Origin of the sequence: Carboxylicivirga litoralis, assembly GCF_025499605.1 — a bacterium.
Taxonomy (GTDB): Bacteria; Bacteroidota; Bacteroidia; order Bacteroidales; family Marinilabiliaceae; genus Carboxylicivirga; species Carboxylicivirga litoralis.
Genome location: NZ_JAFMVC010000008.1, coordinates 83,693 through 105,368, shown reverse-complemented (window position 1 = coordinate 105,368; position 21,676 = coordinate 83,693). Strand labels below are relative to the sequence as shown.

Sequence of the window (21,676 nt, the reverse complement as noted above, 5' to 3'; positions counted from 1 at the left end):
TTTTTTTAATCGCCAATACGATTTTTACAAAAGAAAAAAGCCGGAATAATTCCGGCTTTATCCTATATATTTTTTAAAACTTATTCATTTTCACATATCCGTCTTTCACAATATAACAGTTCGGAAAAATCTTTCTCAAGTCATTTAACAACTGAAGAGCTTCGTGCTTGTGTCGATAGTTACCAACCCTAACGCGCCAAAACGGCGATGTAAATGACAGGTCGGCATCATAGCCAGGAAAATTATTCAGAAACTTCCCTTTTACATTTAATGCCTTTCGTTTTCCAGCTGGCCCTGAACCTGAAAATAACTGGATACGGTAACCTTCAACACCACCTATTCGCTCGTTGACTTCAACTTGTATGTCAACTAATTCTTCAATGCCATCTTCGTCATAAATGGTAATAACACCTTCTCCTTCCACACGCTCCTGCAAATTACCTGCAAGATTACCTTCGCTTTGGGCATTAACCAATACCGAACAAAAAAAACATATTAATAGCAGCAATATCTTCATGTCATAGTTACTTAATAGAGTGGCAAAGATAATGATTAGATTAATCTTTTGTAGGAATAACTAAAACAGGTTTTATAGAATTATTAATTAAATCGTTTGTAAATGATTGAAAAATTCTGACAAATGGATTAGGCGTATGATGTACATGAGTGGTTACCAAATCAATATCGTTTTCATCAACATAAGTCAGTAAGTTCTCAGCATACTCTCTTCCGGTTAAAACAGCCTCAACAACTTCAACTTTTGCTTTATTACTAATAAACTGCTTTACCTGCTTCACATAGTTCTTCATTTCCTTATTCATCCAGGTTAAATCTGCCGTTTTTAATCCAACCACATGAACATCGGCACCAAACAAGCGTGCCATGCCAGCAATCTCCGGTACTTTTTTCCGACTGGCAATGCTGTAATCGACGGGCAACGCAATACTGGAGATTTCATGTTTCATTTTCATACGTTTATTAACTACAATAACAGGGCATGGAGAATGTGCCACCAAACGGTAAGCCGGACTTCCGACCCATTTTGCACTAATAGAAGAATCTTCATGTGCCCCTAAAACAATAAGGGTTGAGTCACCATATCTAGCTTGATTACAAACTTCCTTGACAACATTGCCTTCGCGAATTTTAAAATCAAAATAGCCACATTTAACAGTGTAGTTCTTCACAAATTTGTCATGCAGCTTTTGTGCCCAGGCTTCTACATCCTGACTTAAAGTATCTGTAGCTAAATCATTTGTAAAAAAGGGAACAATAACTGAATCGGTTTTGACATGAATGACACGTACATTGGCCTGCAGGTGATTGGCCAAATCAATACCATACTCTAAAGCTATGACTGATTCTTCAGAGAAATCAACGGGAATTAATACTTCTTTCATGGTGAGGAATTTTAAGTTAACAGTGCTGAATAAAGTTAATAAAAATACCTTTTAAATCATTACAAATGAACGAACAAGTACTAATTTCCAAAATATGGAAACACTTATTTGATTGAAGTAATTCAGAGCGATTATACTTGTCATTATTAATACAAGCATTAACTTTGCTGCTCCTAAAAAAATGACAATCAAAAAAATAATCGTCGATAAAAATGATGGAGTTTAGTGAGGTAAAGCCTTTGATTAGCAGTAAGAGCGAGAAAAAACTCTTTATTGAAACCTACGGGTGCCAAATGAATGTGGCCGATAGTGAGGTAGTGGCATCTGTGATGGAAATGGATGGCTATGGCGTTAGTTATGACATCAACGATGCCGATGCTGTATTTATCAATACTTGTTCCATACGCGATAATGCGGAACAGCGCGTTTTAGGCCGTTTGCAGCAGCTGACTGCTATGCGAAAAAATAAACCCAACTTAATTATCGGGATTATTGGCTGCATGGCCGAACGTGTAAAAGACAAATTATTCGAGCAAGGAGCCAATATTGTTGTTGGACCCGATGCTTATCTTGATTTACCCAACTTAATTGGTATGGCCGAGCGTGGCGATAAAGCCATTAATGTTGAGCTCTCAACCAATGAAACATATGCAGATGTTATTCCATCGAGAATTGGCAAGAACAAGATCTCAGGATTTGTGTCCATCATGCGTGGTTGTAATAACTTCTGCTCGTACTGTATTGTACCATATACACGAGGTCGTGAGCGAAGTCGTCAGCCAGAAAGTATTAAAAAAGAAATTCAGGATTTATACAACAAGGGCTTTAAAGAAGTAACATTGCTGGGGCAAAATGTTAACTCCTATAACTACGAGGCAGAAGATAACAAAATGAATTTCCCGGCATTGCTTGACTTTGTTGCTGCTAGCTTCCCTGATATGCGCATTCGTTTCACAACTTCTCACCCAAAAGATATGTGTGATGCAACACTGGAGGTAATGGCCAAACACGATAATATTTGTAAGTTCATCCATTTACCCTTGCAATCGGGTAGCTCTCGCATTCTTAAATTGATGAATCGTAAATATGATCGCGAATGGTACATGGATCGGATTGAAGCCATCCGACGCATTTTACCGGGATGCGGTTTATCAACCGATGTATTTTGCGGATTCCATAGTGAAACAGAAGAAGAGCATCAGGAAACATTAAGTTTGATGAAATGGGCCGGTTACGATTCAGCATTTATGTTTAAATACTCAGAACGACCGGGCACTTATGCCGCTAAAAACATGGAAGACAACGTTCCAGAAGAAGTAAAAGGTCGTCGCTTGCAGGAGATTATCGACTTACAAAATCAATTATCGTTTGAAAGTAACCAACGCGATATTGGTCAGACATTTGAAGTATTAGTGGAAGGCACATCTAAAAAATCGAAAGAAGAACTATACGGCCGTACATCTCAAAACAAAGTGGTGGTATTCCCTAAGAAAGAATTCAAAACCGGCGATTTGGTTCAGGTTGTGATTAAGGAGGCCACACAAGCAACTCTGAAAGGAGAAGCGCTTTAAAGCATAAACCATCTGGCTATTGGGGCAACTGATAGCCATTAGCTTATAATAACCATGAACGAAAAAGTAAAAGAGTTTCGCGAATACCGGGAGGCCATGAATGAAAAAATTCTGGCAGGTGACAATAAAGTGATGAAGCGCATCTTTAATTTAGATACCAATACCTATATGGAAGGCGCTTTATCTACAAAAGTAAAAGAAATGTTAGGCTTAGTAAGCTCAATGGTGTTGCGTTGCGACGACTGCATTAAATACCATTTAGAGAAATGCCATGAACAAGGTGTTACCCACGATGAAATGATGGAAATATTTGCCGTGGCTAACCTGGTTGGAGGAACCATTGTTATTCCTCACACACGACGTGCCATTGAATATTGGGAAATTATAAACCAGGAGGCCTAAGCCTCCTGGAATCCTTAACTTTAAACCATTAATAGGTCATCAGAAAAGGGCTTTGGACGGTCACAAAAGAAAAAATAGCTGTCGAGGTCATACTTTTTCATTGATTTAAGCACTTCCTCCTTCACGTTAAACAAGCTCAGCTGACTTTGATTCATTTCTGACAAACGCTGACCTGCCATTAAAGTATTCAATCCCTCCGCATCAACATTTTCTACCTTCTCTAAATCCAGAAACAGATTTGTAAAAGGTTTCTTTAATATGTCCATCATTTGGTTTTTGAATTGTTTAGATGTTTGAAGATCTAAACTCTCCTTCTTATCAAAGGACATTAACGTGGTATTCTTAAAAACTTTTACTCGTATCATAACTTCGGGTGTTTGTGCCAGGAATTATTCAAGGCCTGTGCCACTTTTTCTATCTATCTTATTATCAGTGCATATAAATTTAGCAACTTCTCAATTTATCCATTCAAAAGAATGTTTTTCCATTTTATGGAATTAATCCATTTACAAAACACCCCCCTTTTTAGTTAAAAGTTTATATAATTTCATAAACACAATTGTTTGCCGTAATTTTGCCATAAACTTTATAGAATAGAAATGGGAAAAGAATTAAACTTTGATTCGATTCGTCCATACAATGACGAAGAGATTCATGAAGTGTTTGAGCGCTTAATTAATGAAGTCAACTTTTTGGAATTAGTTAAATTCCTCTACCCTAATTTCTCAACCGAGCAATTCCTCAATAAGTTATTAAGCATACAATCAATCCGGGAATTTCAAACCGAAGTGATTTATCCATACGTAAAAGAGGTACTTCGAACTACCACTAAGGGCATTACACATTCAGGGTTGGATAAGTTGGATCCCAACGAACATTATTTGTTTATCTCCAACCATCGTGATATTGTACTAGACTCAGCCATACTAAATATTCTGATGGTGGAAAATGGGTTTAACACCACTGAAATTGCCATTGGCGACAACCTGCTAATCTATCCATGGATTACTGATTTGGTAAAATTGAACAAGTCATTCATCGTAGAACGCAATTTACCAGTTCGTCAGATGATGGAAAGTACTAAACGTCTCTCAACGTATATCAGACAAAGTCTGACTGAGCGAAACCAAAGTATCTGGATAGCGCAACGCGAGGGCCGTTCGAAAGATGGTGACGATCGCACACAGGTAAGCCTGCTAAAAATGCTAAATATGAGTGGAAATGGTGATTTTGCTAAGAACTTTGAGGAAATTAACATTGTGCCACTATCCATTTCGTATGAATACGATCCGTGCGATTATCTGAAAGCACTGGAATTTCAGATGAAACGTGATAATCCTGAATACAAAAAAACACAGGCTGACGATTTAAAACACATGGGCGCCGGACTAAGAGGCCGAAAAGGTCGTGTTCATTTTAGCTTTGGAACGCCAATAAAGAAGGAGCTAAAAGAATTAAATGAATTGGTTAAGAATGACCAGCTACAAGCTTTGGCTGAAATAATTGACAACCAAATACATAACAACTACAAGTTCTTCCCGGGTAATTTTATTGCCGATGATTTGTTCACTAATCATACACGTCATATCAATAAATACACCAACGAAGATAAAAGCACCTTCCTGGCCTACCTGGATGAACACCTGTCGCGAATCGATGGTGACAAAGAATTCTTACATTCATCATTGCTCGAAATGTATGCCAATCCGGTTAAGAATTTTTACACTAACGACGATAAATAAAATACAAGCTGGCATATTACCCGGAGGGCTACTATTTGCACTACGCCAATAGTAGCCCTCCGAGTTTTATATTACCTTTGTGACTCGATAAAAACAGGCTATGATTAATTATTTATCAGTTGAAAATCTGACACAACACTGGGGCGACATTCGCCTTTTTAATGATATTTCATTTGGTTTAAACGAAGGACAAAAAGTGGCATTGATTGCCCGTAACGGAGCTGGAAAGACCACTTTACTCAATATACTCGGTGGAAAGATACCAGCCAACGAAGGAAAAGTAACCTTGCGAAATGGTATTACAATGGGCTACCTATCTCAAGATCCGTATTTGAATAAAGAGCATACGGTTATTGAGGAAGTTTTCAATGTTGATAACGAAGTGGTACAAACCATTAAAGCCTATGAGCAAGCGATTGAAAAAAACGATCAGCAAGCAATGGGAGCGCTCATCGAAAAAATGGATATCCTCCAAGCCTGGGATTACGAACAACGCATTAAGCAGATATTATCGCAGCTAAAAATCACCCGTTTCGACCAGCCTGTATCCGAACTTTCGGGCGGGCAACAAAAAAGAGTGGCTCTGGCAAGCATCCTGATTAGTGAGCCTTCATTATTGATATTAGACGAGCCAACCAACCATTTGGATTTAGAAATGGTAGACTGGCTGGAACAGTATCTTTCTAAATCGAAAGCAACTTTATTGATGGTTACTCACGATCGCTATTTCCTGGATCGCGTTTGCAATGAAATTATTGAGTTGGCCGATGAGACTATTTACCGCTACCAAGGCAATTATTCCTACTTTTTAAAGAAGCGACAAGAACGATTAGCTAATAAAAAGGCCGAGATAGAAAAAGCACGCAACCTACTAAAAACGGAGCAAGAGTGGATGAACCGAATGCCACAAGCACGTGCTACTAAAGCTAAATATCGTATTGATGCCTTTTACGATTTAAAAGACAAGGCTCATCAAAATATTAATGAACAGAATCTTGAATTAGGCATATCACAAGCGCGATTAGGCAAAAAAGTCATCAACTTACACAGCATTTCTAAGTCGTTTGACGATTTAGAGCTCATAAAAGATTTCTCCTACAAATTTGCGCCTTACGAAAAAGTAGGAATCATTGGAAAAAATGGAACAGGCAAATCTACCTTCCTCAATATTTTAACAGGAACACTTCAACCCGATGCTGGTGAAGTAGAAAAAGGCGAAACTGTTGTATTTGGCTATTATCGTCAAGAAGGAATTAAAATTGATGATAATAAAAAAGTCATTGAAGTTATCACCGATATTGCAGAAGATATTTCATTGGGCGAAGGCAAACGTATGTCAGCTTCTCAATTCCTCCGCTATTTTCTGTTTCCAAATGAAATGCATTATGTGCAAGTTAATAAGCTAAGTGGTGGCGAGAAAAAGCGTCTTTTGTTGATGACTGTCCTGATTAAAAATCCTAACTTCTTAATTCTGGATGAGCCCACCAACGACCTCGACATATTCACCTTAAATGTATTAGAAGATTATCTGACGAATTTTAAAGGTTGTGTCATTGTCGTTTCACACGATCGTTATTTCCTCGACAAAGTAACCGATCACCTGTTTGCCTTTGAAGGTAATTGTCGCATTAAAGACTTTGTTGGTAGTTATAGCGACTACAATAAACAAAAGAAACACGAAGAGCGGCAAATAACAAAAGCCACCAAACAAGAAACGGTTGTTGAAAAACCAAAGCCCAATAATCCAAAGAAAAAGCTTAGCTACAAAGAAAAGAGAGAGCTGGAGCAAATTGAACAGGAACTCCAGGAACTGGAAACAAAGAAAGAGGATCTCCAGAACGAATTAAACTCGGGCAATCTGGCTTCTGACGAACTGGTTGAAAAATCGAAACAACTGAACGACATAATGGATACGCTAGATGAAAAGGAAATGCGTTGGCTTGAATTAAAAGAGATAGAGGATAACTAACTTTATAATAACTGTATAGGTAAAATACTATATTTGTGACGCTTTACCTGTTTTTATGCGCAAAAAACTCCAAATACTCCTGACCCAGGCAGCTCTATTCCTAAGCCTTAACACATCGGCTAATGCTGTTGAAACAATTAAAGTGGGGGTGCATTACAATCCACCGCTATGCAGTATTGATTCCACTAATCAAGCTGAAGGTATTTTTATCGATTTGCTAAACAAAGTTGCAGATGTGAACAATTGGCACATCGATTATATACCACTTACTTTCACAGAAGGAATTGACGCCCTTAAATATGGTAAAATTCAACTATTAACAACAGTTGCCCGCACCCAGAAACGCGAACAATTAATTAACTTCTCTAACGAAACCATCTTTACCAACTGGGGCATTATCTATACTAATAAAAATAGTAGAATAGAAAGCATAACTGATCTGCAGCATAAAAAACTGGCGCTAGAAAAAGGTGACATCCATGCTCAGGCTTTATTAAAGCTATTAGCCAACTTTAACATCAATGCTGAAATTATTTGGTGCCAAAACCCTACTGAAGTTTTTAATAAAATCAACAATAATGAAGCTGAAGCAGGTGCTGTAAACAAACTTTTTGGCTACCGTCAAAACCTTGACCAAAAACTAAGAGTAACCCCCATTCTATTCAACCCTGTAAACGTTCATTTTGCCGGGGGACCATTATCACAACCGCTGCTGGATAAAGTTGACGAGGCTTTGATTAAATTTAAGTTAGAAGAACCCGAATTATATCAAGACACCATCAATCAATGGTTAATTAAAGATGCTAAGCAATCAACAACCTGGGTTTTATACCTTACTTATGCCCTATCCGGCTTAACCTTAATTTTAATAATTGCATTACTGATCCAACGCAGCATCGTAAAGAAACGCACAGACCGACTTCATGAAGCCAGAAAAATAAGCGCTCAAAGAGGAAAAACGATTAAACAGATTGAGCACGAAAAAACACTGATTCTTAACAGCCTGGATGAACAGGTAGTATTTATCGACAATGACTATAACTTGGTATGGGCTAATGATGCGTTTAAGAAAACCAGCGATACTCCTTTCGAAAAATTGGTAGGCACCAAGTGCTACAAGGCCAATTTTAAACGTGATACGCCATGTGAATTTTGCCAATTTGAGACCAGCTTATTGACTAACAGAACTGAAGTACGAGAACACGTAAGCGAAATTTCAGGGAAGACATATATACATAAAACACATCCGGTTTTTGACAATGAACATCAACACATTGGTTTCGTGGAAATCCTATCAGACATCTCAGAAAAGAAGAAACATGAGCAAGAACTAATCAAAGCCAAAGAAAAAGCAGAACAGTCTGATTACCTTAAATCCGCTTTCCTGGCCAATATGTCGCACGAAATTCGAACTCCAATGAATGCCATCATAGGTTTCTCAGAGCTTCTGGAAGATGAATCATTATCCACACAGGAGAAAAAAAGTTACCTGCATATCATCCAATCCAATGGCAATCAATTGTTAAAACTCATTTCAGATATACTTATCTTTTCGCAAATAGAATCCGGTCATGTTAAATTGCACTACAGTTTGTTTCAAATAGATCAACTTTTAAATGAAACTTACGAGCAGTTTAAAAGCGAAATTAATAAATATGACAAGGCTCTTGACATTATACTCGATTCAAAAGTTGACGAATCACTCAAGCTTGAATCAGACCAGGTAAGAATTAAGCAAATAATATTCAACTTATTAACAAACGCTATTAAATTCACCGATAAAGGGAGCATTACACTCGGTGCCTATACAGAAAACGCACATCTAACCATTTACGTTAAAGACACGGGCATTGGTATTCCAAAAGATAAACACGAAGAAGTATTCAAACGCTTTTCTCAAGTTGAAAACAACCAAATCAAAAAGGCAAGTGGTTCTGGTTTAGGTTTGACAATTGCCCATGATTTAATTAAACAATTGGGCGGATTCATCCGATTAGAATCTGAAGTTGGTAAAGGAAGTACATTCTACCTGGTTCATCCACTTAAGCGTAAAATTGAACCAGCGGGAACAACTATTTTCAACGCGCAAGTTCTCAATTCCAGAAAATAGATTCACACAATATTCGTAAATAAAAAGCGCAGCGAAAAATACAAATTACAGGTTGTAAGTTCTACGAATAAAATCGTGTCAAATTATTTTTTAATTAAAATATCTGCTCACAGTTTTGCAATCACAAATATATTTATACATTTGCAACACATAAACAAAGCAATGATGGCTCACATTTTCTTTTATAACTTTTATTATTTCTTTTTTAGCAACAGTTAAAGAGGTGGGCATTCTATGATATAAACGAAATGATACAAAATATTTGAAACCCGCCTCAGTAAGGCGGGTTTTTTTATGACCATAATTCAAAACAATGAACCAAACAAAGAAAAAAATAGCCATTCAAGGGTGGCCGGGAGCCAACCACGAAATTGCCGCTAAAGCATACTTTGAAGATGAAAATCTTGAAATAATTCCTTGTCTCACCTTTCCTGATTTGTTTGAAACACTAAAGAAAGACCGTGATTGTTATGGAATTATTGCTATTGAAAATACTTTGGTTGGAAGTCTTTTACCAAACTACACCATGTTAAAAGACAGTGATCTGGTGATTATTGGTGAATACAAATTACGCATTAAACACCAGTTTTTAGCCTTACCTGGTCAAACCATAGAAGATATTAAAGAAGTATACTCACACCCTATGGCCATTGCTCAGTGCGAAGCTTTCTTTAAGCAATACCCTCACATCAAGCTGATTGAGTCAGAAGACACTGCTCTAAGTGCCAAACGCATTGCTGATGAAAAACTAGAAGGTATTGGTGCTATTGCTTCTGAATTGGCTGCTGAGATGTATGAATTGAAGACCTTGGCAAAGAATATTGAGACAAATAAAAAGAATTTCACCCGTTTCCTGATTGTGTCAGACAGAGGCAAGACAGAAGTTGACAACTTATTACTTGAAAACAGAGTTAATAAGTCGTCCGTTGTTTTTTCACTACCTCATGAGGAAGGAAGCCTGTCAAAGATTCTGACAATTCTGGCATTTTATAACATCAACCTGACTAAAATACAATCGCTTCCAATTGTGGGGCAAGAATGGGAATACCTTTTCTATGTTGATTTAACCTTTACTGATTACAAACGCTATTTACAATCACTTGATGCTATCAGACCTTTAACCAGCAAATTGAAATCATTGGGTGAATATGAAAAAGGAGGACAATCGTACCCGATTAATAATGGCCATATAGAAACACAGAAAGCTCTTTAAGCATATGCAAACACAAAACCATATACAACCAGCCAACAGAATTGGCACCGTTGAAGAGTATTACTTCTCCATCAAACTGAAGGAATTAGAAAAACTTCGTCAACAAGGCAAGCCCATCATTAATATGGGCATTGGCAACCCCGATTTGCCTCCTGCTCCTGATGTATTGGCAGAATTAAATAAACAAAGCTCTGTTGAGAACAACCATGGCTATCAGAGTTATGTTGGTATTCCCGAGTTACGGGAAGCCATGTCAAGATGGTACAATAAACATTATAATGTTGAAGTAAATTCAAACACGGAAATACTACCATTGATGGGTTCAAAAGAAGGCATCATGCACATCACCATGGCCTTTGTCAATCCCGGCGATAGTGTACTGGTACCAAATCCGGGTTACCCAACCTATGCCTCTGCCAGCAAAATTGCCGAGGCAAAGCTTCTCCATTATGATCTGGATGAGCACAACAATTGGCTGCCAAATATAGAAGAACTTGAAAAGCAAGATCTAAGCAAGGTTAAACTAATGTGGATTAACTACCCAAACATGCCCACAGGCGCCAATGCCGACAAAGCGTTTTTTGAAAAAATAATTGCTTTCGGCAAGAAGCATGGTATTGTCATTATCAACGATAATCCGTATAGTTTTATTTTAAACGACAATCCTCAAAGCATTATGAGTCTTAAAGGGGCTAAAGATATTGCCATTGAACTAAACTCATTGAGTAAATCGCATAACATGGCAGGTTGGCGCGTTGGCATGGCCGTTTCAAATCCTACATTTATCCAGTACATTTTGCGTGTCAAAAGCAATATGGACTCAGGGATGTTTAAACCGCTTCAATTAGCAGCTGTCAAAGCGCTTGAATTGGATACTGATTGGTACAATACGGTAAACAGTGAATATAAAAAACGTCGAGTACTGGTTCATGAGATAATGGATTTACTCAATTGCGAATACGATATAAACCAGACTGGCATGTTCGTTTGGGCCCGAATACCAGACAACTATAAAGACAGTGGTCAATTATCTGATGAGATACTATATGGCTGTGATGTTTTTATCACGCCAGGATTCATCTTTGGCGATAAAGGCAAGCGCTATATTCGCATCAGTTTATGTACCAATCAAACCGTATTACAAGAAGCAAAACAACGTATTAACGCATTAAAAACTAAATAACCATGGAAAGTAAATTAGATCTACAACCACTTGCACTACCCGGATTGGAATTAAAACGTCCGATTATAATCGCCGGTCCTTGCAGCGCCGAAACTGAGGAACAAACATTAGAAACAGCCCGTCAACTGGCTGCTCAAGGCGTAAAAATATTCAGAGCCGGTATTTGGAAACCACGCACACGACCAGGCGCCTTCGAAGGTGTTGGAACGGTTGGTTTGCCCTGGCTAAAAAAAGTAAAAGAAGAAACAGGTATGTTCGTGGCTGTTGAGGTGGCCAATGCGCACCACGTGTACGAAGCGCTTAAATTTGGGGTGGATATGCTGTGGATTGGTGCACGCACCACAGCCAATCCATTTGCAGTACAGGAAGTGGCAGATGCTTTGACGGGCGTTGATAAACCTGTATTGATTAAAAACCCGGTCAATCCTGATTTAGAGTTGTGGATTGGTGCCATTGAGCGTGTTAACCGTGCCGGAGTTAAAATGATTGGTGCTATCCACCGTGGCTTTAGCACCTACGACAAAAGCCAATACCGCAATAACCCGGAATGGCAGATTCCTATTGAGCTACGTCGTCGCATTCCAGAGTTACCAATTATTACCGACCCAAGTCACATCACAGGTAAAAGTGAAATGATTGCTGATTTATCGCAAGAAGCAATGGACTTAAACTTCAACGGGCTTATCATTGAATCGCACATGTGCCCAGAGAAAGCCTGGAGCGATGCCAGCCAGCAGGTAACACCCGAACAACTGGGAGAAATTAAGAGCAAGCTGGTGGTACGTCGTTCGGCCATTGGCGACACGCCTCGTGTTACCCTTGACGAGTTGCGTTTAAAAATTGACCAGATTGATAAGCAATTATTAGAAACACTGAAATCACGTATGAAAATTTCAGAAGCCATTGGTCAATACAAATACGAAAATGGCATTACGATTCTGCAAACACGTCGTTACGACGAGGTAATGAATAACCGTCGACGCCAGGCAGAAGAAGTTGGTTTAAGTCCTGAGTTTGTAGTGAAGGTTTATGAGCACATTCACGAAGAATCAATTAATCGCCAGAACAAGGTGATGAATAAAGAATTGGCTAAAAAATAAAATAGACACAAGACAGAAGTAGCAAGACAGAAGACAGAATATTATACTCTACATCTTATGTCTTGCATCTTAAGTCTTTGAACTCAATACTTGATACTAAAACAATGAAAATTTGTATTCTTGGAGCGGGAAAAATGGGCACATGGCTAACCGATGCCCTTTGCCTTCAGCATGAAGTGGCTATCTTTGATAAAGATATTACCCGGCTTCGCTATGTTTTTAACACGCAACGACTCACCCAACTGGAAGAGATAACAGAGTTTGGGCCAGAACTACTTATCAATGCAGTGAGTCTCAAATATACTTTGCCTGCCTTTGAAGAAGTATTGCCCTATTTACCCAAAGACTGTATCATATCAGATATCTCATCGGTAAAAACCGGACTACAGGAATTTTATGAGCAAAGTGGCATGCACTATGTCTCTACGCACCCCATGTTTGGCCCCACTTTTGCCAATCTTAAGGATTTGAGTATGCACCATGCCATCATCATCAGCCAAAGTGATCATTTAGGCAAGGCTTTTTTCAAAGATTTCTATGCATCGCTAGGCCTTAACATTCATGAATATAGCTTTGATGCGCATGATGAAACCATTGCCTATTCATTGTCTATTCCGTTCTCGTCTTCACTGGTGTTTGCGGCATGCATGAAACACCAGAAAGCTCCGGGTACAACGTTTACCAAACACATGAACATTGCCAAAGGCTTGCTATCGGAAGAAGATCATTTGCTGACCGAAATATTATTCAACCCCTTTACCTACGAACAGGTGGAGAATATTCGTTTTCAACTAAAACACTTATTGCAACTCATCGACAATAAAGATTCAGAAGGCATGCAGGTCTTTTTAAATAAAGTAAGACAAAACATTGAAGAATAGCACCGATAATAGTGAATGGCGAATGCCCGTTGATCATTTATGAACAACGGGCATTTTTTATTTTTAACAATAGTTACTACTAACAACACCCATTAGTAGTAACTATTTACAATCATTAGTTATAACTAACAGCCGCTATTAGTTATAACTAACTGGCTCTGTTAGCTGCAGAGGCCATTCCTTATCTTTTAGAGAACTCCAGACTTCTTTTATTATTTTTGCAACAGAATAAACTGATGTCATCGCTTATAGCGATAACATCAGTTACTTCCCTAAACTAATAACTTTTACTCATCACTTCTGACCTCTAAGCAGTAACTATTTTTACTATTTTCGCCCCGGTATTATGGAACAAAAGAGAGTTTTATTAGGGATGAGTGGTGGCATGGACAGTTCCATGTCGGCTGTTTTGTTGCAACAACAGGGCTATGAAGTAATTGGTGCAACCTTGCAAACACATACTGATGCTACTGACAGCAGCATAATAGCTGCTCAAAAACTGGCAAAAGAACGCAATATTGCTCACCATCTGATTGATTGCAGAAAGGAGTTTGAAGAAACAGTTATTCAATATTTCACTGATGAGTACCTGAATGGCAGAACCCCCAATCCTTGTATTAAGTGTAACGAAACCATCAAATGGAAACTATTACTTGAATTGGCTCAAAAACTGGATTGTGAGTTTATAGCAACAGGTCATTATGTGCAGAAAGCATGTGTGAATGGTCAATACTTTATTAAAAAAGGAGAAGACCCCAATAAAGATCAGTCCTATTTCCTTTGGAACTTATCACAGAAAGTGATTAGCAAAGCACTATTTCCATTAGGTGCCCTACATAAAGAAGAAGTTCGCCAACTGGCTCGTCAATTAGGCTATGGCGAAATAGCCGATAAAAAAGAGAGCATGGGCGTTTGCTTTTTAGCAGGCACTGACTACCGACATTACCTGACAAACTTATTATCTGAAGACCATCCGGCCTTTTCACCGGGCGAAGTTATTGATGAACAAAAAAACGTACTGGGACATCATGATGGATTTCCCTTCTACACGATTGGGCAGCGCCGCGGTATCGAAGGTGTGGCAAAAGGAAAATGTGTGATAGCCATCAAGCCTGAAACGAAACAATTAATCGCCGGAGAAAAGGATTCGCTAAACACAAAGTCGCTGACACTAAAAGATTTTAGCATTTGTAAAGATGAATATCTCTGGAAAAATAAAAAGCTATTTATCCGCATTCGGGGCTTGGATAGTGTGCCGGGCTATTGGGGCCATATAAACATTATTAATCATCAATTACATATTGATTTTGACGAAAAAGTTTGGGCCATTACGCCGGGGCAATCCATTGTTATTTATACCAATGACATGATTATTGCAGGTGGCATTGTTTGATACCCCAAATTATTTATTTGCTTATCTTAGCAGCATAAAACCCATTCGGTATGAGAGTACTATTTGCATTTATAATTGCCAGTTTCGTACTATCTTCAACACATGTAGAGGCGCAAACGTATGGCGTTGGTGATCAAGCACCCGACTTCACTCAGCAAATGCCCAATGGTGAATCCATTTCTCTATCATCGTTTAAAGGCCAGATAGTACTCATTGATTTTTGGGCATCGTGGTGTGCCCCTTGCCGAAAGGAAAATCCAAACCTGGTACAAGCCTACAATCTTTATAAAAACGAAACATTTGGAAAAGCTAAAGGGTTTACCATTTTAAGTGTTTCGCTCGATGTGAAACAAAAAGCCTGGCAAAAAGCCATTGAAGACGATAAGCTTATTTGGGACACCCATGTGAGCGACCTGAAAGGCTGGCGCAACTCGGTTGCTAAGCAATATGGCATCCGCAGTGTGCCTTACAGCTTTTTGATTGATGAAGAAGGTGTTATAATTGCTACTAACCTGCGAGGTGATGAGTTAGATAGAAAACTCCGCCGTTTAAAACGCAAAGCCTGGTATCGCTTTTGGGAATAAAGGTTTTAAAACTGATTGTAAAAAAGGAACGCATAAAACAAGGATCGCATCTTAACAGGCATTTTGCTTATTAAGATGCGATCCTTGTTTAAATAATATTGTTAGTCGCAGATGGCGGCTGAGCGCGCTTCGTTGAATAGCTTCAATGTTGCTTCATCAAATTCCATCTTAATCATCTGCAATCTTTCAGCCGAAGCCTGTGGAGAACATGCCAAAGATAACTCATCTGAGGTATCATAAGTTTCCCCATTGAAGATGAAATATCGTCCACCATCATCATCACTACACACTGAAATATTGTCACTCTTACACTCTTCTGGTTTGAAGTCTTCATCTAACCTTTCACACGTTTCATCATCATCACTACAACCCACCATAGCAACCACGACCATCAAACAAATAAACCATTTAACCTTTTTCATTTCAAAACTATTAATTAAGATTCTTGATAATTGATTCGTAACTCTGGTAACCTACTATAACACCATTATTTATGACAAAGGTAGGCGTTCCTTTTGTTTTTAACTTCTCAAATTGATAAATATTGTATAAAACTTCTTGATTGTTCGACTCAGTTATACACTCACCAACCATCTCATTAATGGCAATATAATCTTCTACTAAAGTTACAAATTGTTCTGTATACATCACTTTACTTTGATGCAGTAATAGTTTATGTAATTTATCAAACTCTCCAAATTTATATAAACACAATGCTGTTTGATATGCTAGTAAAGCAAATTTATCATTTTCAGAACATACAAGTCTAAGGTTTAATTTCACCTTACCAGTTTGTATATAATCTTCATCTAGCTGTGGATATACATCTGAAAAGAAGTTCTTGCAGAACCTACAATTATAATCAAAAAACAAGGTAATAGTTTCAGGTGCATCAGAAGCACCAAGCACAATGCTATTTGATACATCCTCATTAATAGCAACAAGCACATCTCTATGTTTGCTAAGCTTTGTAATGTAAAATCCTAATACCAATAAAAGCATTAGAATTAAACTTATTAACCAATAATATCTCTTCATAATCAGTCCACCAATACTTTCGTATTGTATTTCACAAATTTTGGTTTGAAGTAAAACTCATAAATTCCCTCCTTATTATTTATTAAACGTTGCATTATACGCCTATCTTCGGACTTCTTCCCTTCCAAAAAACTCTTCTCAACATCACCATTAACAACTTTGTATATAGCAAACATTGACGTAAGCCCTTTAGTTCCTCCATAGTCATCTACCTTATCTTCTTTTGATTGTTTCCGTTCTAATCGATTGGTTTTCCCTTTTCGTAAGATCTCTTTTAAATAGAATCTAAGGTGATACTGGCAATCAAGATTAAAATCCTGTCTTCCAAACAAAGTAATATCAAACGTATTCGACTTTACATTCGTCATTGGCATATAAACAGCTTGTTTATAAATAAACACTTTTGTATCTAAAGTTTTAAATTGCAAGTCTTCCAGACCATCTATATTATAATCCTTTCCCATCTCTGTTGTAATTGGGTAATTACTTAAACGTCCATTTTCCAACGTCAAATTAGCAGTTAGTTTGATTAAATTCATATCAATCGAATCACCTTTAAACGTTAACTCACCATTTAGGTTATCAGTACTAAACAACCCACTCAATTGATTATGGCTGATATACACCTCATCAGTATAATCCATAAAGTCGTCGAAGTCGTATAAGAGTTGATTGATATCGAGTCCTTTCGTGCTGTTTTTGAAGTTAATCGTCATGCCATCATCGGGCAACATTTCTACTCTAATCGAACTGTTCATGTGTCCTTTAAAAGCATCAATCTTTATCTGGTCGGCAATATACAGACTATCCGACACGTTGTATAAGGCACTCATATTCTCCAACAAAGCATTGTCATACCAAAAACTATTGGCCGACAGCTTTCCTTTAGCGGCAAAATGGTAACGCGCTGGTTCGGCAGGCTCGGCTGCTTCAGTAGGCTCTTCTTCAACTTCTTCAACCATAAATGGCTCAAACATAGCATAATCAATATCCCCAAAATTAAAGTAGCCTTCCGCCATAATGGTATCGGGTTGATTGAGCCAATAGGCCGTATAGATATGCTTGACAAAGGAGGAATCGGCATCGAAAGTAATTCCGTTAAAGTCGCCCGATACAGTTTCGAGATTCAGAGAATCGGCTGACAAGCCTACTTTTCCACTCAGGTGACTGATTTTTACAGGATAACTATCCATCTCAACACCTACATCGTTAAGGTCGGCACTTAATTCGCTATGCATGAATAGTGTTTCCATCAAATTGTTGGCAATCGAATCCAGATGAAGTCGACCGGCCGTTTTTAACGAAGCACTTACAGAACCCGTCATTGACTTTAGAAGTGAATCGGGCGCAAAAGCCATCCACTCGCTAAGACCCAATTTGGCCGTGGCGTCCAGTCGATATTCGGGATAATCAGGATGACTAAAACTGGCTTCTCCCTTAAATCGGCTTTGTACTGTAGCAATATCAAAATTAGAGATATTAAGACCCAGGGTATTCATCCTGGCCAATTGTCCGTTATAGCTGGCAGCTACATTGGCTTTGGTAACACTTAAACCATAGTCGGGCAAACGAACAGAAAAATCATTAAGCCTAAATGTCCGGTCGCCATAGCTCAGCTGTCCGTTCATTTTCTCCAAAGAAATCACAGAATCCATTTGAACACCAACATCGGCTAAGTGCAAATTGATGTGTGTGCGTGCCATCACATAGTCAGCAAAATGCTCATCTATCGTTTCAGGCACCTGCCCTTGTGTTGAAGCATGTAATTGCATTTGTCCGCTCAAACCATCAACAACGGAATCGGGCAAGTGATAATAGATATCTCCCAAATCGATCTGTAGCTTCGCTTTAGCCCGATACGCTATTGCATCCAGGTTTTGAATATTGGCCGTCACAAATGCACGACTTCCACCTGCTGCAAACGAGAGTGTATCAATAGCCAGTTGTGTGGTTTCGTTATTCATCAATTCACCGTTGGAATACATTCCTGTAAACTTAATGTGATTAACAGCCGGATAATTACCAAGCGCCACGCTACCTTCATTTAACTGTAGCCAGGCATCTATCTTGGGCATGACACTATCGTTATAAATGCCTTTTATATTGGCCTGCAAAGTAGCTATACCGGCCACATGGCGCACATCGTAGTTACTCAATAAAGTATCCGGAATGTATTTACTCAACTCCCTGATATCAAAAACAGACGAGGAAATTCGCACATCGGTATAAATATCATCCGCCAGGTGAATTTCACCATTGGCTTTTAAACGGGCACCATCCGTTTCAATATCACAGCCGGCAATAGTGAGTTTGTCGTTAAAATAAGACACATCCAACTCTACCTTTAGCTCCTCCATTAAATGAAGCTTGCTTTGCGGATATTGACATTGATTGGCTCGCAATACACCTTTAAATGCCGCTTTCTGATTATTGTTGTCAATATAAACCTTGCTTAACCCTTCGTCGATGTATAAACATGCATTGATGTCACTAGATTTATCGGTATAAGAAAAGAATATATTATTGAGGGCCAAATGCTTCAACGACAGGAATAATTCATTAGTAGTTGTATCTGCCTCCTGCTCTTCCGGCACAGCTAAAAATACATCGAAATTACTCTTACCAAGGCTATCAACCTGATAGTTAAGCCATCCACCCTCAAGACTTATTTCGGTAATATTAAAACGACTCTTGAGCAAAGGCCAAAGCTCCACAGAAATATATAAGCGCTCAATTTGAGTGAGTGTATCGCCAGGTGTTATCACTTCAACATCACTAAATTCCAAGGTAGCATCTGGCAAATTAGTAATGAGTGATAAATCAATATTACCGACTGAAATAGTAGCATCAACACCTTCATTGATGCGATTCAAAGCAATAGTAGCGACTTTATTTTCAGCCAGCTCAGCAATCAGTAATAACGACAAAAACACCCCAAGCAACACAAGGGATGTGTAAATTAGAATCTTCTTTAATAGCCTCATATTCAAATAATCAATAGTCCCAAGCTCTGGTGCGATAATTATTGTTAAAGACAAATTTATGATTTAAAGCCGGTATGCGCACCTTTTAGCACAAAAACTTCTTTTTTTTAATCATTAGATAAATAAAGCGCTAATGGTATTGACAACAGAAACTACATATAGTAAATTAGAGATTGTCTCGAGGATGAGATTTCGAATTCAGTTATGGAGCCAAAAGCTGTGGCACCTCGCTATAATAAGGGTACGAGGATCCTGGTGAAAGTATTACCGTTTGCGGGATAACGAGAGATGAAACGGCTTTTAGCTCTTTTTTCATGCCTTATTGTTTAGTATCATTCCTTCCATGAAACCTTGCTTTTCCTGCGGCGTATAGGATGCTCGTATTAATATCGTATATTCGTTTTAAAAATAACTTTTCTCCATGATACAAAGGCTAATTTTATTCGCCCTTCTGATTTCATCTTATAGTGCACTTAGCGCACAATCTGTCAGTCATTACGAAGATCCTTACTACTCTCCTTTCGAAAGACATGTGTACAAACCAGGTACCGGTTTTCATACTTCAGTCCGACAGTATCGGATGGATGAACTGAATGCCATTATCAATACTGACTCGGTACTGTATGACGGCCTGCGAGTTCCAGATGGTCATCTGAACTTTTGGAAACGTATCTTTCACGATGATTTATTGAAGCTTGATAAAGGCGATATAAACATTGTAGTCAATCCTATTTTTGCTTTCGAAGCCGGACGTGAAAACGATGAAGGCTTGAACACCTGGAAGAATACACGCGGCTTGTTTATTAAAGGAAATATTGGCAAACATCTGTATTTCTACACCGATTTCATGGAAAATCAGGCCGTAGTACCTAATTACATCAATGAGTTTGCTCAGAAAACCAGCATGATGCCCGGTGAAGGGCAACGAAAAGACTTTGGCACTAATGGTCATGATTATGCACAGGCTACCGGTTATATTGGCTTTAACTTCGTCAAATATTTTAATTTCCAGCTAGGTAATGGCAAGCATTTTATCGGCGATGGTCATCGTTCACTTTTATTATCTGATGGTGCTTTTAGTTATCCTTACGTCAAACTGACGGCCGACTTCTGGAACATCAAGTACATGATCATGTGGAACAAGATGCTGGAGTATGACCAATTTAAAGCCGATAGAGATTATCGCTTTGATGGCAAATATGGTGTACATCAGTATCTGGATTGGAATGTGAATAAACGCCTAAGCATTGGGCTATATGCCAACGTGGTGTATGCCGAGCAGGACACAACCGGACATCGCGGTTTTGATATGCACTACCTCAATCCTTTTGGTTTCTTCCGACCAGTGGAGTATAATCTGGGCTCACCTGATAATGTGACCATGGGACTAAACACCCGCTATATTGCCGCCGATTGGCTCACATTATATAGCCAATTTGTATTGGGTGAATTTAAGTTTGACGAGGTGTTTGGTGGTAACCAATGGTGGGCCAACAAACATGGCTTCCAGTTAGGCGCCCGCACTTTTGACTTATTTGGTATTGATAAATTGGATTTACAGCTGGAATACAACCAGGTGAGGCCTTACACCTATTCGCACTACACGAGTATATATTCCTACAGTCACTTGAATCAACCCATGGCACACGTGTTGGGTGCGAACTTCCGCGAAGGCTTAGCTATATTAAAGTACCGCAAAAACCGTTGGTTATTTAAAGCCGAACTAATGGCTACCCAATATGGTGATGATTATGGCGATGGTGTTAGTTGGGGAAAAGATGTGATGAAGCCCAACACACAACGCCCCTATGATTATGGCCATACTATTGGACAGGGATTAGAAACGAATGTTTACAATGCAGATGTCAATATCTCCTTCTTAATCAACCCGCGCAACATGTTTAATATTGTAGCCGGAGCGCGCATCAGAAAACTGGAGAATGATAACGAAAGCATGGACACTCAGCATGTGTATTTTGGCGTGAGAACCTCACTGAAGAGTTTGTATTATAATTTTTAGAGACGAAAGATTAAAGACATAAGACTATAAAGGATGGCATCTTTATTTGCAATACGCTGATAAAGATTCCATCCTTCTTCTTTATT

General features: G+C 38.6%; 18 protein-coding genes. 12 read left to right on the top strand and 6 right to left on the bottom strand.

The window, feature by feature from the left end:
- Positions 1-73 precede the first annotated feature (73 nt).
- Together J1N10_RS09720 and J1N10_RS09715 are read right to left on the bottom strand one after the other, a co-directional pair.
- Positions 74-517, bottom strand: coding sequence for an SPOR domain-containing protein (locus J1N10_RS09720; protein WP_262326505.1), 444 nt, complete (start codon positions 515-517; stop codon positions 74-76).
- A gap of 40 nt (positions 518-557) precedes the next feature.
- The gene (locus tag J1N10_RS09715) at positions 558-1,400 is read right to left on the bottom strand and encodes a universal stress protein (RefSeq protein ID WP_262326504.1); all 843 of its coding nucleotides are present in this window, start codon (positions 1,398-1,400) and stop codon (positions 558-560) included.
- Between the two features lie 212 nt (positions 1,401-1,612).
- Between J1N10_RS09715 and miaB the strand changes: the two genes are divergently transcribed.
- Positions 1,613-2,971 carry a tRNA (N6-isopentenyl adenosine(37)-C2)-methylthiotransferase MiaB gene (gene miaB / locus J1N10_RS09710; RefSeq protein ID WP_262326503.1) on the top strand — a complete coding sequence of 453 codons (1,359 nt, stop codon included), beginning with the start codon at positions 1,613-1,615 and terminating at the stop codon, positions 2,969-2,971.
- A gap of 54 nt (positions 2,972-3,025) precedes the next feature.
- Positions 3,026-3,373, top strand: a complete 348-nt coding sequence (locus tag J1N10_RS09705; RefSeq protein ID WP_262326502.1) for a carboxymuconolactone decarboxylase family protein — start codon at positions 3,026-3,028, stop codon at positions 3,371-3,373.
- Between the two features lie 20 nt (positions 3,374-3,393).
- On the opposite strand, the gene J1N10_RS09700 is transcribed toward J1N10_RS09705, so the two are convergent.
- Positions 3,394-3,738, bottom strand: coding sequence for an STAS domain-containing protein (locus tag J1N10_RS09700; protein ID WP_262326501.1), 345 nt, complete (start codon positions 3,736-3,738; stop codon positions 3,394-3,396).
- A 234-nt stretch (positions 3,739-3,972) separates the two neighbouring features.
- Between J1N10_RS09700 and J1N10_RS09695 the strand changes: the two genes are divergently transcribed.
- The 9 genes from J1N10_RS09695 to J1N10_RS09655 all read left to right on the top strand — a co-directional run bounded on the left by J1N10_RS09695 (position 3,973) and on the right by J1N10_RS09655 (position 15,548).
- Positions 3,973-5,115, top strand: coding sequence for a 1-acyl-sn-glycerol-3-phosphate acyltransferase (locus J1N10_RS09695; protein WP_262326500.1), 1,143 nt, complete (start codon positions 3,973-3,975; stop codon positions 5,113-5,115).
- A gap of 100 nt (positions 5,116-5,215) precedes the next feature.
- Complete coding sequence (locus J1N10_RS09690) at positions 5,216-7,084, top strand: ABC-F family ATP-binding cassette domain-containing protein (RefSeq protein ID WP_262326499.1); 1,869 nt, start codon at positions 5,216-5,218, stop codon at positions 7,082-7,084.
- 55 nt (positions 7,085-7,139) lie between these two features.
- Entirely contained in the window at positions 7,140-9,194 is a 2,055-nt protein-coding gene (locus tag J1N10_RS09685) for an ATP-binding protein (protein WP_262326498.1), read from the top strand.
- Between the two features lie 313 nt (positions 9,195-9,507).
- Positions 9,508-10,407 carry a prephenate dehydratase gene (locus J1N10_RS09680; RefSeq protein ID WP_262326497.1) on the top strand — a complete coding sequence of 300 codons (900 nt, stop codon included), beginning with the start codon at positions 9,508-9,510 and terminating at the stop codon, positions 10,405-10,407.
- A 4-nt stretch (positions 10,408-10,411) separates the two neighbouring features.
- On the top strand, positions 10,412-11,590 hold the full coding sequence (locus J1N10_RS09675) for a pyridoxal phosphate-dependent aminotransferase (protein ID WP_262326496.1): 1,179 nt from the start codon (positions 10,412-10,414) through the stop codon (positions 11,588-11,590).
- Positions 11,591-11,592: 2 nt separating this feature from the next.
- On the top strand, positions 11,593-12,690 hold the full coding sequence (locus tag J1N10_RS09670; protein ID WP_262326495.1) for a bifunctional 3-deoxy-7-phosphoheptulonate synthase/chorismate mutase type II: 1,098 nt from the start codon (positions 11,593-11,595) through the stop codon (positions 12,688-12,690).
- Positions 12,691-12,794: 104 nt separating this feature from the next.
- Positions 12,795-13,571: a prephenate dehydrogenase/arogenate dehydrogenase family protein gene (locus J1N10_RS09665; RefSeq protein ID WP_262326494.1), complete on the top strand. Its 777-nt coding sequence runs from the start codon at positions 12,795-12,797 to the stop codon at positions 13,569-13,571.
- A gap of 346 nt (positions 13,572-13,917) precedes the next feature.
- Positions 13,918-14,964 (top strand): tRNA 2-thiouridine(34) synthase MnmA, encoded by a 1,047-nt coding sequence (gene mnmA, locus J1N10_RS09660; RefSeq protein ID WP_262326493.1) that lies wholly within the window; start codon positions 13,918-13,920, stop codon positions 14,962-14,964.
- 50 nt (positions 14,965-15,014) lie between these two features.
- Positions 15,015-15,548, top strand: a complete 534-nt coding sequence (locus J1N10_RS09655) for a peroxiredoxin family protein (protein WP_262326492.1) — start codon at positions 15,015-15,017, stop codon at positions 15,546-15,548.
- A gap of 101 nt (positions 15,549-15,649) precedes the next feature.
- Here J1N10_RS09655 and J1N10_RS09650 read toward each other — a convergent pair whose 3' ends face one another.
- The 3 genes from J1N10_RS09650 to J1N10_RS09640 are packed head-to-tail and all read right to left on the bottom strand — an operon-like array spanning position 15,650 to position 19,570.
- Positions 15,650-15,970 carry a hypothetical protein gene (locus J1N10_RS09650; RefSeq protein ID WP_262326491.1) on the bottom strand — a complete coding sequence of 107 codons (321 nt, stop codon included), beginning with the start codon at positions 15,968-15,970 and terminating at the stop codon, positions 15,650-15,652.
- A gap of 10 nt (positions 15,971-15,980) precedes the next feature.
- Complete coding sequence (locus J1N10_RS09645) at positions 15,981-16,550, bottom strand: DsbA family protein (protein ID WP_262326490.1); 570 nt, start codon at positions 16,548-16,550, stop codon at positions 15,981-15,983.
- A 38-nt stretch (positions 16,551-16,588) separates the two neighbouring features.
- Positions 16,589-19,570, bottom strand: coding sequence for an AsmA family protein (locus tag J1N10_RS09640; protein ID WP_262326489.1), 2,982 nt, complete (start codon positions 19,568-19,570; stop codon positions 16,589-16,591).
- 421 nt (positions 19,571-19,991) lie between these two features.
- Here J1N10_RS09640 and J1N10_RS09635 point away from each other — a divergent pair, with 421 nt between their 5' ends.
- Positions 19,992-21,590, top strand: a complete 1,599-nt coding sequence (locus tag J1N10_RS09635) for a hypothetical protein (protein ID WP_262326488.1) — start codon at positions 19,992-19,994, stop codon at positions 21,588-21,590.
- Positions 21,591-21,676: the final 86 nt, after the last annotated feature.

Coding starts and splice junctions, on each gene's coding strand:
- J1N10_RS09700 (WP_262326501.1), bottom strand. CDS start 3,738: ATGATACGAGTAAAAGTTTTTAAGAATACCACGTTAATGTCCTTTGAT.
- J1N10_RS09685 (WP_262326498.1), top strand. CDS start 7,140: ATGCGCAAAAAACTCCAAATACTCCTGACCCAGGCAGCTCTATTCCTA.
- J1N10_RS09680 (WP_262326497.1), top strand. CDS start 9,508: ATGAACCAAACAAAGAAAAAAATAGCCATTCAAGGGTGGCCGGGAGCC.
- J1N10_RS09650 (WP_262326491.1), bottom strand. CDS start 15,970: ATGAAAAAGGTTAAATGGTTTATTTGTTTGATGGTCGTGGTTGCTATG.
- J1N10_RS09715 (WP_262326504.1), bottom strand. CDS start 1,400: ATGAAAGAAGTATTAATTCCCGTTGATTTCTCTGAAGAATCAGTCATA.
- J1N10_RS09655 (WP_262326492.1), top strand. CDS start 15,015: ATGAGAGTACTATTTGCATTTATAATTGCCAGTTTCGTACTATCTTCA.
- J1N10_RS09635 (WP_262326488.1), top strand. CDS start 19,992: ATGATACAAAGGCTAATTTTATTCGCCCTTCTGATTTCATCTTATAGT.
- J1N10_RS09695 (WP_262326500.1), top strand. CDS start 3,973: ATGGGAAAAGAATTAAACTTTGATTCGATTCGTCCATACAATGACGAA.
- mnmA (WP_262326493.1), top strand. CDS start 13,918: ATGGAACAAAAGAGAGTTTTATTAGGGATGAGTGGTGGCATGGACAGT.
- J1N10_RS09665 (WP_262326494.1), top strand. CDS start 12,795: ATGAAAATTTGTATTCTTGGAGCGGGAAAAATGGGCACATGGCTAACC.
- J1N10_RS09675 (WP_262326496.1), top strand. CDS start 10,412: ATGCAAACACAAAACCATATACAACCAGCCAACAGAATTGGCACCGTT.
- miaB (WP_262326503.1), top strand. CDS start 1,613: ATGATGGAGTTTAGTGAGGTAAAGCCTTTGATTAGCAGTAAGAGCGAG.
- J1N10_RS09645 (WP_262326490.1), bottom strand. CDS start 16,550: ATGCTTTTATTGGTATTAGGATTTTACATTACAAAGCTTAGCAAACAT.
- J1N10_RS09640 (WP_262326489.1), bottom strand. CDS start 19,570: ATGAGGCTATTAAAGAAGATTCTAATTTACACATCCCTTGTGTTGCTT.
- J1N10_RS09720 (WP_262326505.1), bottom strand. CDS start 517: ATGAAGATATTGCTGCTATTAATATGTTTTTTTTGTTCGGTATTGGTT.
- J1N10_RS09690 (WP_262326499.1), top strand. CDS start 5,216: ATGATTAATTATTTATCAGTTGAAAATCTGACACAACACTGGGGCGAC.
- J1N10_RS09670 (WP_262326495.1), top strand. CDS start 11,593: ATGGAAAGTAAATTAGATCTACAACCACTTGCACTACCCGGATTGGAA.
- J1N10_RS09705 (WP_262326502.1), top strand. CDS start 3,026: ATGAACGAAAAAGTAAAAGAGTTTCGCGAATACCGGGAGGCCATGAAT.